Consider the following 12,048-nt stretch of genomic DNA (forward strand, 5'->3'; position numbering starts at 1 on the left):
GGGGCACTAGTTCCTGTCGTATGCGCGGGGGGATTAGGTGGTGATGACGGCGCCACGGGCGATGTTGTCGGCCACTTCGGCCTCCCAGCTCGTGACGGCGCGCTCGGTATCGATCTCGAACTCGAAGCGCTTGGTCATGTCGTCGGTGATGTCTTCGACGTCGACGTAGAACTGCTTGTACCAGCGGCGCAGCTGATACACCGGCCCGTCTTCCTCCGACAGCAGCGGATTGTCGATGGGCGCCTTGTTCTTCCAGATCGCCACGTCCTGCTCGAAACCGACTTCGACGCCGTGGGCGAACTGCGCGGCCATCGCGTTGGCGTCCTCATCGGACATGCCGGTCGGCTTCTTCACCATCGCGCCGTACTGGAGCACGAAGGAGTTCTCGGTGACGGGGTAGTGGCAGTTGATCAGCACCGTCTCGATCGTCATGCCGTTGGCCTCGCTCCACAGCCAGTCGATCATGTACGACGGGCCGAAATACGAAGCGTCCGAACGCAAGGTGGAGTTCGGGTCGTCGTAGTTGGTGCCGACCTCGATGTCCTGGCGCGGCGTCGAGCGCATGTACTGGGTGGCGACGTGGCCCTCGAAGACGTTCTTGAAGTACCGCGGGAAGGCGTAGTGCACGTAGAAGAAGTGCGCCATATCCACCACGTTGTCGACGATCTCGCGGCAGTGCGAACCCTCGATCAGCATCGAATTCCAGGTCCAGTCGGTCCACTCGGAGCTGCCGTAACCCTCGATCTCGGGGATGGTCACCTCATCGGTGGGCTTGCTGCCCTGCGGGTCGTGCCAGACATAGAGCTGGCCGTTGCGTTCGAGCGTCGGCCAGGCGCGGGTCTTGGCCAGCGGCGGCACGCGGCGCGCGTACGGGATGCCGGTGCAGCGGCCGTTGCCGCCCCAGCGCCAGTCGTGGAACGGGCAGGCGATGGAATCGCCCTTGACGGTGCCGTGGGCGAGGTTGCCGCCCATGTGACGGCAGAACGCGTCGAGCACGTTCAGCTTGCCGTCGGATTCGGACTGGAAGACCACCAGCGTGGTGCCGAACGCCTTGATCTCGTGTGGTTTGCCGTCCTGGAAGGACTTCAGCAGGCCGAGGCAATGCCAGCCGCGGGCGAACCGGGTGGGTGCCGCCGCGGCCTCGATCGTCCTGAATTCGTCCGTGCTCTGGGCTGAGCCGTTCGGTGATAGACCCGGCATCGAAACCTCCATGTTCCACCGGATGACTGTGATCTGAGTCAAATGGTGGACCCGCCGGGCGGCGTACGGACGTCGTCCTCCCGGTCAGCGGACAGGTTTCGTGAAGTGTGAAACGGCTGGCTGCGGGCCTCCCGGTGAGCGGGAGCGAGTGGGGTCACGTGGCCGGTAGCACCGGCCCGGCGAGCGCGCCGAAGCTGTGGCACAGCCGCGTCACGATCTTGCTGCCGCGTTCGGGATCGAACCAGCGATCGATATGCGCCCAGTGGTACGGATGGGTCATGTAGGGCCCGGTCAGCCCGTCGAGGTCGGTGAATTCCTGTTCCCAGACATGGGTCCAGCCGCTGCCGCTGTCGACTCTGCTCAGCTGGGAGGCGCCGATGGTGTGGATGTAGTCGGGCATCGCGGCGGTTTCGGATTCGAAAGTGGCCACCTGTGCCGGGTCGGTCCGTGGGTCGACCGCGACGAGCAGGGCTCGGTAGATGCGCGCCGGCTCGGCATATCCGGCCGGTGACGGCGCCCCCTGATGTCGCGCCGGTGGCGGGGTGTGCGAGGTTGGCGGCGCTGCTCGTCCGGCCGGTGGCTTCACGCGCTGCGGGGTTGCGGTGAAAGCCGCGGTCTCGACCCGCTCGACGAACGACTCGCTCAACCACCGGTCGACGGCGTTTACGACCGGCTGCTGCTGCACGTCATCGGCGAAACGCAGTCGCACGATCAGGTCCCCGGCGTCGATCCCGCCCGGCAACGTCGTTGCGACCAGCGCTCGGTGGGTGTGTGGTGCGACCAGACGGCGTAGCTGCGCGGCCAGCTCGGCGCTGCGCTCCGGATCGCTCAGGTGGACCAAGTGCACGACCTCAGACATCGGCCAGAACCTCCACATCGTCGCAGCCGCAGGCGGTGGTCCGGCGCCGGCTGACGAGCAGCTCGTCGGCGGCCTGCCACCACTGCGCGACCTGCGGATCCCGGCTCGCGCCGAGCCGCTGCCGCCACCACTGTTGCGCGCCGCGCACCGTCCAGCTGACGGTGATGGTGTTCGATTGCTCGGCCAGCCACACCGGGGGACTGACCAGCACCCGATCCAGCTCGAGCCCACGCTCCCGCGCGCCGGGTGCGTATTCCCGCAGGTAGAGGTCGAGAAAGGCGCGACCACGCCCGGGTGGTGCGACCATCTCGTCGACGATGTAGATCACCGGCTCGCCGCGATCTGCCTGCCGTTCGATCAGGCCCGAGTCGTCGGCCGCGGTTGCAGCGCCGATGCCGGCCTCGCTGCCGGAGCGGGCACCGGATGGGTACTGTCCCTCCGTGTCCGACCCATCCGCACGCCCGTTGCGCCCCGGCGTCATCGCCGCACTGTCCATCGTTCAGCCTTTCTGGGTGAATCCGGCGTCGACGACGAGTTCGGTGCCGGTGACGTAGCGGGATTCGTCGGAGGCCAGGAACAGCACGGCATTGCTGACGTCCGCCGGTTCCACCCACGGAACGGCGATCAGATGTCGCCGTGCCAGCACGTCCTCGGCATCGGCGGCGGTCGGATGCTCGATGTCCGGGCACAGTCTCGCGATCGCGCCCGAGCTCAGCGGCCGGCCGCCGACAGCGCCCGGATGCACCGTGTTCACCCGGATCGAGCGCCGACCCCATTCCGCCGCCACCGTGCGGGCGAGCCCGGCGACGCCGTGTTTGGCGGCCGAGTAGTGGGCCCGCACCGGATCCCCGCGCACGCCGGATGTGGAACCGATGATCACGACCGCTGCGCCGTCGACCAGATGGGAACCGAAGGCCCGCAAGGTATTCCATACGCCGGTGAGGTTGATGTCGAGGCATCGGTGCCAAGTGGCGTCCTCGATTCCGGCCGCCGGGCCCGGCGCATCGCACAGCCCGGCATTGGCGATCAGGATGTCGATGCGGCCGAACGCGCGGACCGCCGATTCGGCGGCCCGCTCGAGAGCGGCGAGGTCGCGGACATCGGCTTCCGCGGTGAGCATTCGGGCAACGGCGGGTTCGTCTTCGAACGAACTCCCGGGCAGGTCGACGGCCACCACATCCGCGCCTTCGGCACGCAACCGGCGCACGTGGGTGCGTCCGGTGCCACTGGCGGCTCCCGTCACCACCGCCACTTTGCCGCCAACTCGTCCCGTCCTATGGTTCATCGCGCTCCTCGCCATCGCCGCGGCGCACGCAGACGCCGGCATCCTGCGATAGTCGGCGGCCGACCGGGCCGTGGCGCATACCGTTCCCGATCAGTGGAACAGGCCCGGCCGCGAGGTGTCGGCCGGCTCTACCGTTGCCGCAGGATCGAAGGAAGGGATGTGGCGATGGTGCACGTTGCGACGGCCGGTGCGGTCGGGACCCGGCTCGACATCGACCTGGAGGCGGACGGTATCCGCGAGTTCAACGCCGCCACGATGGCGCGCGCGGCCACACCCGCCACCACCGGCGAACCCGTCGTCGCGCCCACCTTCCTGCCCGCCCGGATCGCCGCGGCCGGCGAAGCGGCGATAGAGCATTGGCCCGGCATCCCGATCGAGCAGGATCACCGCTTCTTCGGCCCACCGCCGCGCGCAGGCGAACGGCTCACCGCGCAATCGCGCATCGCACGCGTCTACGAGGTGGACGACGACCACGGCACCCCGGTGACCATGATCGAGATGGTCACCCAGTACTTCGACCGCACCGGTCGCCTCGTCGCCGAATCCTGGATGACCGGCACCCGTCCCGTCTCGCAGGAGTCCGCATGACCGCGACCGCCCCCGCACCCACCACCTCCTTCGGCCCACTCACCGAGGCCGACTTCGAGAAGTACGCGAGCGCCACTCGAACGCTTGCCCCCGGTAGTGAAACTGCCGGTGACGCAGCGTCGTTCACCGCGTCCGCGGGCCCACTCGCCGCCGCGCTCCTCGCCAGTTACGCCACCGATTGGCTCGGCAGCGAAACCGTGCGCCGATTCCGCACCCGCTGCTCCCGCCCGCTCTGGCCGGGCGACACGCTCACCTGCTCGGGATACGTTGTGCAGCACTACGTTCTGGATGGTGAATCCTGCGTCGACGTCACCCTCGTCGGCACCGACCAGGACGGCCGCGTGGCCGCGCGGGCGTGGGCGACGTTCGTCTGCGCATGAACTGGGCGGGGTAGCTCCTCGAAGACGGGCGGTACGCTTCCGCTCGATTGTGCTGTTTCGCCGCCGCGGCGCCCACCGGGCTCGCCACAGCCGGGGCGCACCCGCTGCCGGTCCTGTTCAGTCCTGGGTGAGCTTGCGAATCAACTCGAACGACCGGGCCCTGGCCTCGATGTCGTAGACGAGGGTGTTCAGCATGATCTCGTCGGCGTCGGTGTCCGCGATCAGGGAGCTGAGCTGGCGGCGCACAGTGTCGGGAGAGCCGAGCAACTGACCGGCACGGCGCTGGGCGGCGAAATGGCGCTCGCGATCGTTGGCGGGGAAGCCGGCGGCCTCCTCGGGGGTGGGCAGGCGGCGCGGGCGGCCGGACATCAGATGCAGGAAGGCCAGCTCGCGTGGGCGCGACAGGAGTTCGGCCTGCTCATCGGTGTCGGCGCAGATCGCGGCCGCCGCCACCATGGCGTACGGACGTTCCAGCTGTTCGGAGGGCCGGAAGTTCTCGCGGTACAGCTCGAGCGCGGCCACGGTGTTGTTCGGGCTGATGTGGTGAGCGAACGCGAAGCGCACGCCGAGGATCGCCGCCACCTGCGCGCTGTAGCCGCTGGAGCCGAGCAACCAGATCTCGGGTTCATCGTCCTGGCCCGGGGTCGCCGCGATGCCGTCCGGGCTGGTGCCGCGGAAATAGGCGAGCAGCGCCGCCAGCTCCTGCGGAAACGATTCCGCCGACAGCCCGTCCTTGGTGCGGCGCAGTGCCAGTGCTGTGGCCTGGTCTGTCCCGGGCGCGCGCCCGATGCCGAGATCGATCCGACCCGGATGCAATGCGTGCAGCGTGCCGAACTGTTCGGCGACCACGAGCGGCGCGTGGTTGGGCAGCATCACCCCGCCGGATCCGACCCGGATACGAGAGGTCGCCGCTGCCAGGTGCGCCAGCAGCACACTCGGCGCCGCGCTGGCGATGCCGGGCATGTTGTGATGCTCGGCCACCCAGAATCGCGCATAGCCCATCGCCTCGGTGCGCCGCGCGAGTTCGGTCGTGGCCGCGAGACCGTCACCGGCGGTGTTGCCTTCCTGCACGGGTGCAAGATCCAGCACGGAGAGCGGGACGTTGATCATGGGGCTCCTTCGCGATCGCGTTCCCCTGTGCGAACGCCCGCCCCGGTCGCGGTATTTCGCCTGGCTCACGAACGCGACCCGAGCCGAGGCTCGCCAACCAAACTTACTTCTAGGTAAATTACGCTATGGTCAATTCGCTAGGATCGTGGATGCCGACCACCGAGAGGACTCCGATGGCAACCGGACGTGCAGGAACGGCCCTACTCAACCCACCGGCGCTGGTGCGCACGCTTTCCTCGCTACTGCGTCCGGGCGGAGGGGAGAACATCGCAGGAAAGACCGTGCTGCTCACCGGCGCATCGTCGGGAGTGGGCAAGGTCGCCGCGCACAAACTCGGTGCCAGTGGTGCGAAGCTCGTGCTCGTCGCACGTGGTGAACAGGCGCTGTGCGAGGTCCGCGACGCCGTCCGGGCGGCCGGTGGCAAAGCCGAGGCGATGGTCTGCGATCTGTCCGACGGGGCGGCCGTCGACGCGCTCGCCGAACAGATCGGCGCCGAGGTCGGCAAGGTGGACGTACTCGTCAACAACGCGGGCCGTTCGATCCGCCGCCGCGCCGACGACGCCACCGACCGCTTCCACGACTACGAGCGCACCATGGCGCTGAACTACTTCGGCGCGACCCGGCTCACCATGGCCCTGCTGCCCTCGATGCTCGAGGCACGTGACGGGCACATCATCAATATCGCCACCTGGGGCGTCGCCGCGGGCTCGATGCCCATGTTCACCGCGTACCACGCGTCCAAGGCAGCGCTCGGCGCGTTCGGCCGCAGCCTCGGCGCCGAGACCCGCCCGCACGGCGTGCACGTCACGACCATCGGCTATCCGCTGGTCCGCACGGAGATGATCGCGCCGACCGCCAAATACGAGGCGGCGCCCGCGCTCTCCGCCGAGGCGGCCGCCGACTGGATCCTCACGGCCATCCGCACGCGTCCCATCGAGCTCTATCCGCGATACGCCCGCTTCTTGCAGGCCATCGGCGCCGTCTCACCCCGCGCCGTGGACAGCTTGATCTGGCGGTTGGGGATCTGAGCCGCGGCGACAGTCGAGGGGTCGGCCGGCTCGCCACCTGGGACTTCGGTGATCGACGGAATTGATCTTGATGGCCTGGGTCACACCGGGGTGATTCCGGCTGCGAAACCGGCCCGGCTGCACCCCGCTGACCTGCGCAAATGTCAACGCGACCAGGGGATTTGACGAAGCGTTCGCCGCCGCGTAACTTATTCCAGGTCAGAGCGACACGGACACCGACCCGGAGCCCACAGGGCCTGGGAAACGAGGTAGGACGAGGAGCGCCTGACAAGCCGGTCGAAGAGCGGATTTGACTCTGAGCCACTGATCGGTAAGCTAGGAACCCTGCCTCACTGAAGCCCCTGGACGAAAAGCCGGGTCGGATGTGTGTGCGTGTGTTCTTTGAGAACTCAATAGTGTGTCGATGAATGTCAGTGCCAATAGTTTATTGGTTCCGGCCTCGCATACCCCCGTGTGTTGGGGTCGGACATTTAGTCAGCAAATCTTTTTGCTGGCGTTTTGTTTTGCCAAGGTTTTCGGACTCTGGTTAATTCTTCTGATTGCACCCTTTGGGTGTGATTGTGAGTCTTCAACGGAGAGTTTGATCCTGGCTCAGGACGAACGCTGGCGGCGTGCTTAACACATGCAAGTCGAGCGGTAAGGCCCTTCGGGGTACACGAGCGGCGAACGGGTGAGTAACACGTGGGTGATCTGCCTCGCACTCTGGGATAAGCCTGGGAAACTGGGTCTAATACCGGATATGACCTTACATCGCATGGTGTTTGGTGGAAAGATTTATCGGTGCGAGATGGGCCCGCGGCCTATCAGCTTGTTGGTGGGGTAATGGCCTACCAAGGCGACGACGGGTAGCCGGCCTGAGAGGGCGACCGGCCACACTGGGACTGAGACACGGCCCAGACTCCTACGGGAGGCAGCAGTGGGGAATATTGCACAATGGGCGAAAGCCTGATGCAGCGACGCCGCGTGAGGGATGACGGCCTTCGGGTTGTAAACCTCTTTCGACAGGGACGAAGCGCAAGTGACGGTACCTGTAGAAGAAGCACCGGCCAACTACGTGCCAGCAGCCGCGGTAATACGTAGGGTGCGAGCGTTGTCCGGAATTACTGGGCGTAAAGAGCTTGTAGGCGGCTTGTCGCGTCGATCGTGAAAACTTGGGGCTCAACCCCAAGCTTGCGGTCGATACGGGCAGGCTTGAGTACTTCAGGGGAGACTGGAATTCCTGGTGTAGCGGTGAAATGCGCAGATATCAGGAGGAACACCGGTGGCGAAGGCGGGTCTCTGGGAAGTAACTGACGCTGAGAAGCGAAAGCGTGGGTAGCGAACAGGATTAGATACCCTGGTAGTCCACGCCGTAAACGGTGGGTACTAGGTGTGGGTTTCCTTCCACGGGATCCGTGCCGTAGCTAACGCATTAAGTACCCCGCCTGGGGAGTACGGCCGCAAGGCTAAAACTCAAAGGAATTGACGGGGGCCCGCACAAGCGGCGGAGCATGTGGATTAATTCGATGCAACGCGAAGAACCTTACCTGGGTTTGACATACACCGGAAACCTGCAGAGATGTAGGCCCCCTTGTGGTCGGTGTACAGGTGGTGCATGGCTGTCGTCAGCTCGTGTCGTGAGATGTTGGGTTAAGTCCCGCAACGAGCGCAACCCTTATCTTATGTTGCCAGCGCGTAATGGCGGGGACTCGTGAGAGACTGCCGGGGTCAACTCGGAGGAAGGTGGGGACGACGTCAAGTCATCATGCCCCTTATGTCCAGGGCTTCACACATGCTACAATGGCCGGTACAGAGGGCTGCGATACCGTGAGGTGGAGCGAATCCCTTAAAGCCGGTCTCAGTTCGGATCGGGGTCTGCAACTCGACCCCGTGAAGTTGGAGTCGCTAGTAATCGCAGATCAGCAACGCTGCGGTGAATACGTTCCCGGGCCTTGTACACACCGCCCGTCACGTCATGAAAGTCGGTAACACCCGAAGCCGGTGGCCTAACCCCTTGTGGGAGGGAGCCGTCGAAGGTGGGATCGGCGATTGGGACGAAGTCGTAACAAGGTAGCCGTACCGGAAGGTGCGGCTGGATCACCTCCTTTCTAAGGAGCACTTCTCCACCGACACCCGAACAGTCGGGATGGTAAACGTCTGGTGGCAGAGACCGTTTCGGAGGCAATCGTCTTCCGGCGGAAGCTCATGGGTGGAACGCTGACAACCTCTCCCGCATTGTGGTGCCGGCCGAGTCCGGTGCCGTGGGTGATATATCGACACACTGTTGGGTCCTGAAAGAACAGACGTTCTTTCCAGGCAAAAAATACGATCTGCCCGGATCTCCTTGATACCTCGGGGTTTTGACTTCGATGGTCTTGGTGTCCGATCCGGTGTGGGTGTGTTGTTTGAGAACTGCACAGTGGACGCGAGCATCTTTGTTAGTAAGTGTTTAAGAGCGTACGGTGGATGCCTTGGCACCAGGAGCCGATGAAGGACGTAGGAGGCTGCGATAAGCCTCGGGGAGCTGTCAACCGAGCTGAGATCCGAGGATGTCCGAATGGGGAAACCCAGCACGAGTGATGTCGTGTTACCCGCGCCTGAATGTATAGGGCGTGTGGAGGGAACGTGGGGAAGTGAAACATCTCAGTACCCACAGGAAGAGAAAACAATAGTGATTCCGTGAGTAGTGGCGAGCGAAAGCGGAAGAGGCTAAACCGTGTAGATGTGATAGCCGGCAGGCGTTGTCTATGCGGGGTTGTGGGATTGTTCTTCTCAGTTCTGCCGAGCTGGGCGTGAGTCAGAAACCGTTGTGTTAGCCGAAGTGGTCTGGGACGGCCTGTCGTAGAGGGTGAGAATCCCGTAGGTGAAAACGCAACGGCTCATGTGAGCAACTCCCGAGTAGCAGCGGGCCCGTGAAATCTGCTGTGAATCTGCCGGGACCACCCGGTAAGCCTGAATACTCCCTGGTGACCGATAGCGGACTAGTACCGTGAGGGAAAGGTGAAAAGTACCCCGGGAGGGGAGTGAAATAGTACCTGAAACCGTGCGCTTACAATCCGTCAGAGCCTGCGCATCCTTCGGGGTGGTGGGTGATGGCGTGCCTTTTGAAGAATGAGCCTGCGAGTTAGTGGCATGTGGCGAGGTTAACCCGTGGTGGGGTAGCCGTAGCGAAAGCGAGTCCGAATAGGGCGTTTGAGTCGCATGTTCTAGACCCGAAGCGGAGTGATCTACCCATGGCCAGGGTGAAGCAGCTGTAAGAGGTTGTGGAGGCCCGAACCCACTTAGGTTGAAAACTGAGGGGATGAGCTGTGGGTAGGGGTGAAAGGCCAATCAAACTCCGTGATAGCTGGTTCTCCCCGAAATGCATTTAGGTGCAGCGTCACGTGTTTCACGCCGGAGGTAGAGCTACTGGATGGCCTAGGGGGCCCACAAGCTTACCGAAGTCAGCCAAACTCCGAATGCCGGTGTGTGAGAGCGTGGCAGTGAGACTGCGGGGGATAAGCTTCGTAGTCGAGAGGGAAACAGCCCAGATCGCCGGCTAAGGCCCCTAAGCGTGTACTAAGTGGAAAAGGATGTGGAGTCGCGAAGACAACCAGGAGGTTGGCTTAGAAGCAGCCACCCTTGAAAGAGTGCGTAATAGCTCACTGGTCAAGTGATTCTGCGCCGACAATGTAGCGGGGCTCAAGTACACCGCCGAAGCCGCGGCATTCACACAATACATCCGCATCCGACTACGGTTGGGTGTGCAGTGGTGTGGATGGGTAGGGGAGCGTCGTACAGCCAGGGAAGCAGCGGGGTGACCTAGTTGTGGAGGCTGTGCGAGTGAGAATGCAGGCATGAGTAGCGAAAGACGAGTGAGAAACTCGTCCGCCGAATGACCAAGGGTTCCTGGGCCAGGTTAATCCGCCCAGGGTGAGTCGGGACCTAAGGCGAGGCCGACAGGCGTAGTCGATGGACAACGGGTTGATATTCCCGTACCCGTGTATCCGCGCCCATGCTGAATCAGTTGTGCTAAGTGCCCAAATCCCCCGGGAAGACCTTCGGGTCTCGAGTGGGGTGCTGCGCATGACCCCGGCTGGTAGTAGGCAAGCGATGGGGTGACGCAGGAAGGTAGCTGGGCCAGTCAGTGGTTGTACTGGTGTAAGCCTGTAGGGCGCGACATAGGCAAATCCGTGTCGCATTGAGCCTGAGAGGTGATGCGTAGCCGATTGAGGCGAATTCAGTGATCCTATGCTGCCGAGAAAAGCCTCTAGTGAGTTGGTACACGGCCCGTACCCCAAACCGACACAGGTGGTCAGGTAGAGAATACCGAGGCGATCGAGAGAACTGTGGTTAAGGAACTCGGCAAAATGCCCCCGTAACTTCGGGAGAAGGGGGACCTGATCTGGTGACGAGTCTTGCACTCTGAGCTGGGTTGGGTCGCAGAGACCAGAGAGAAGCGACTGTTTACTAAAAACACAGGTCCGTGCGAAGTCGTAAGACGATGTATACGGACTGACGCCTGCCCGGTGCCGGAAGGTTAAGAGGACCGGTTAGCGCCCTTCGGGGTGCGAAGCTGAGAATTTAAGCCCCGGTAAACGGCGGTGGTAACTATAACCATCCTAAGGTAGCGAAATTCCTTGTCGGGTAAGTTCCGACCTGCACGAATGGCGTAACGACTTCTCTGCTGTCTCAACCACAGACTCGGCGAAATTGCATTACGAGTAAAGATGCTCGTTACGCGCGGCAGGACGAAAAGACCCCGGGACCTTCACTATAGCTTGGTATTGGTGTTCGGTACGGTTTGTGTAGGATAGGTGGGAGACTGTGAAGCATGCACGCCAGTGTGTGTGGAGTCGTCGTTGAAATACCACTCTGATCGTATTGGACCTCTAACCTCGGACCATGATCTGGTTCAGGGACAGTGCCTGGTGGGTAGTTTAACTGGGGCGGTTGCCTCCCAAAATGTAACGGAGGCGCCCAAAGGTTCCCTCAGCCTGGTTGGCAATCAGGTGTCGAGTGCAAGTGCACAAGGGAGCTTGACTGTGAGACAGACATGTCGAGCAGGGACGAAAGTCGGGACTAGTGATCCGGCACCGGCATGTGGAAGCGGTGTCGCTCAACGGATAAAAGGTACCCCGGGGATAACAGGCTGATCTTCCCCAAGAGTCCATATCGACGGGATGGTTTGGCACCTCGATGTCGGCTCGTCGCATCCTGGGGCTGGAGTAGGTCCCAAGGGTTGGGCTGTTCGCCCATTAAAGCGGCACGCGAGCTGGGTTTAGAACGTCGTGAGACAGTTCGGTCTCTATCCGCCGCGCGCGTCAGAAACTTGAGGAAGGCTGTCCCTAGTACGAGAGGACCGGGACGGACGAACCTCTGGTGTGCCAGTTGTCCTGCCAAGGGCACTGCTGGTTGGCTACGTTCGGAAGGGATAACCGCTGAAAGCATCTAAGCGGGAAGCCTGTTCCAAGATGAGGTTTCTCACCCACTTGATGGGTTAAGGCCCCCTACAGACCATGGGGTTGATAGGCCAGAACTGGAAGCCCGGTAACGGGTGGAGGTGACTGGTACTAATAGGCCGAGGACTTACCAACAAAGAAGCTACGCGTCCACTGTGCAGTATCTGAAACAACACAC

At 63.1% G+C, this 12,048-nt stretch carries 8 protein-coding genes and 2 rRNA genes; 5 read left to right on the plus strand and 5 right to left on the minus strand.

The window, feature by feature from the left end; all coding sequences use genetic code 11:
- Window positions 1-33 precede the first annotated feature (33 nt).
- The 4 genes from GV790_RS10150 to GV790_RS10165 all read right to left on the minus strand — a co-directional run bounded on the left by GV790_RS10150 (window position 34) and on the right by GV790_RS10165 (window position 3,344).
- Window positions 34-1,200, minus strand: a complete 1,167-nt coding sequence (locus tag GV790_RS10150) for a Rieske 2Fe-2S domain-containing protein (protein WP_228806364.1) — start codon at window positions 1,198-1,200, stop codon at window positions 34-36.
- Between the two features lie 154 nt (window positions 1,201-1,354).
- The gene (locus tag GV790_RS10155; protein ID WP_163812901.1) at window positions 1,355-2,059 is read right to left on the minus strand and encodes a Dabb family protein; all 705 of its coding nucleotides are present in this window, start codon (window positions 2,057-2,059) and stop codon (window positions 1,355-1,357) included.
- Window positions 2,052-2,555: a hypothetical protein gene (locus GV790_RS31635; protein ID WP_306042910.1), complete on the minus strand. Its 504-nt coding sequence runs from the start codon at window positions 2,553-2,555 to the stop codon at window positions 2,052-2,054. The genes GV790_RS10155 and GV790_RS31635 overlap by 8 nt, the downstream gene beginning before the upstream one ends.
- A 3-nt stretch (window positions 2,556-2,558) precedes the next feature.
- The gene (locus tag GV790_RS10165; protein ID WP_175585847.1) at window positions 2,559-3,344 is read right to left on the minus strand and encodes an SDR family oxidoreductase; all 786 of its coding nucleotides are present in this window, start codon (window positions 3,342-3,344) and stop codon (window positions 2,559-2,561) included.
- 165 nt (window positions 3,345-3,509) lie between these two features.
- On the opposite strand from GV790_RS10165, the gene GV790_RS10170 reads away from it, so the two are divergent.
- Together GV790_RS10170 and GV790_RS10175 are read left to right on the plus strand one after the other, a co-directional pair.
- Window positions 3,510-3,932 carry a hypothetical protein gene (locus GV790_RS10170; protein ID WP_163812903.1) on the plus strand — a complete coding sequence of 141 codons (423 nt, stop codon included), beginning with the start codon at window positions 3,510-3,512 and terminating at the stop codon, window positions 3,930-3,932.
- Complete coding sequence (locus tag GV790_RS10175; RefSeq protein ID WP_163812906.1) at window positions 3,929-4,312, plus strand: hypothetical protein; 384 nt, start codon at window positions 3,929-3,931, stop codon at window positions 4,310-4,312. Before GV790_RS10170 ends, GV790_RS10175 begins: the two co-directional genes overlap by 4 nt.
- Window positions 4,313-4,429: 117 nt before the next feature.
- Here GV790_RS10175 and GV790_RS10180 read toward each other — a convergent pair whose 3' ends face one another.
- Window positions 4,430-5,422 (minus strand): LLM class flavin-dependent oxidoreductase, encoded by a 993-nt coding sequence (locus tag GV790_RS10180; RefSeq protein ID WP_163812908.1) that lies wholly within the window; start codon window positions 5,420-5,422, stop codon window positions 4,430-4,432.
- 173 nt (window positions 5,423-5,595) lie between these two features.
- Here GV790_RS10180 and GV790_RS10185 point away from each other — a divergent pair, with 173 nt between their 5' ends.
- The 3 genes from GV790_RS10185 (at window position 5,596) to GV790_RS10195 (ending at window position 12,005) form a co-directional block, all read left to right on the plus strand.
- On the plus strand, window positions 5,596-6,450 hold the full coding sequence (locus GV790_RS10185) for an SDR family oxidoreductase (protein ID WP_163812910.1): 855 nt from the start codon (window positions 5,596-5,598) through the stop codon (window positions 6,448-6,450).
- A 568-nt stretch (window positions 6,451-7,018) separates the two neighbouring features.
- A 16S ribosomal RNA gene (locus GV790_RS10190) occupies window positions 7,019-8,537 on the plus strand.
- Between the two features lie 331 nt (window positions 8,538-8,868).
- Window positions 8,869-12,005: ribosomal RNA gene (locus GV790_RS10195) — 23S ribosomal RNA — on the plus strand.
- The 16S and 23S rRNA genes sit together here, the layout of an rRNA operon.
- Window positions 12,006-12,048: the final 43 nt, after the last annotated feature.

Source organism: Nocardia cyriacigeorgica (genome assembly GCF_010858045.1).
Classification (GTDB): Bacteria; Actinomycetota; Actinomycetes; order Mycobacteriales; family Mycobacteriaceae; genus Nocardia; species Nocardia cyriacigeorgica_E.

Bases quoted from the DNA above. Each gene is read 5' to 3' on its own strand.
- GV790_RS31635 (WP_306042910.1), bottom strand. From the start codon at position 2,555: ATGGACAGTGCGGCGATGACGCCGGGGCGCAACGGGCGTGCGGATGGG.
- GV790_RS10175 (WP_163812906.1), top strand. From the start codon at position 3,929: ATGACCGCGACCGCCCCCGCACCCACCACCTCCTTCGGCCCACTCACC.
- GV790_RS10155 (WP_163812901.1), bottom strand. From the start codon at position 2,059: ATGTCTGAGGTCGTGCACTTGGTCCACCTGAGCGATCCGGAGCGCAGC.
- GV790_RS10165 (WP_175585847.1), bottom strand. From the start codon at position 3,344: ATGAACCATAGGACGGGACGAGTTGGCGGCAAAGTGGCGGTGGTGACG.
- GV790_RS10185 (WP_163812910.1), top strand. From the start codon at position 5,596: ATGGCAACCGGACGTGCAGGAACGGCCCTACTCAACCCACCGGCGCTG.
- GV790_RS10180 (WP_163812908.1), bottom strand. From the start codon at position 5,422: ATGATCAACGTCCCGCTCTCCGTGCTGGATCTTGCACCCGTGCAGGAA.
- GV790_RS10170 (WP_163812903.1), top strand. From the start codon at position 3,510: ATGGTGCACGTTGCGACGGCCGGTGCGGTCGGGACCCGGCTCGACATC.
- GV790_RS10150 (WP_228806364.1), bottom strand. From the start codon at position 1,200: ATGCCGGGTCTATCACCGAACGGCTCAGCCCAGAGCACGGACGAATTC.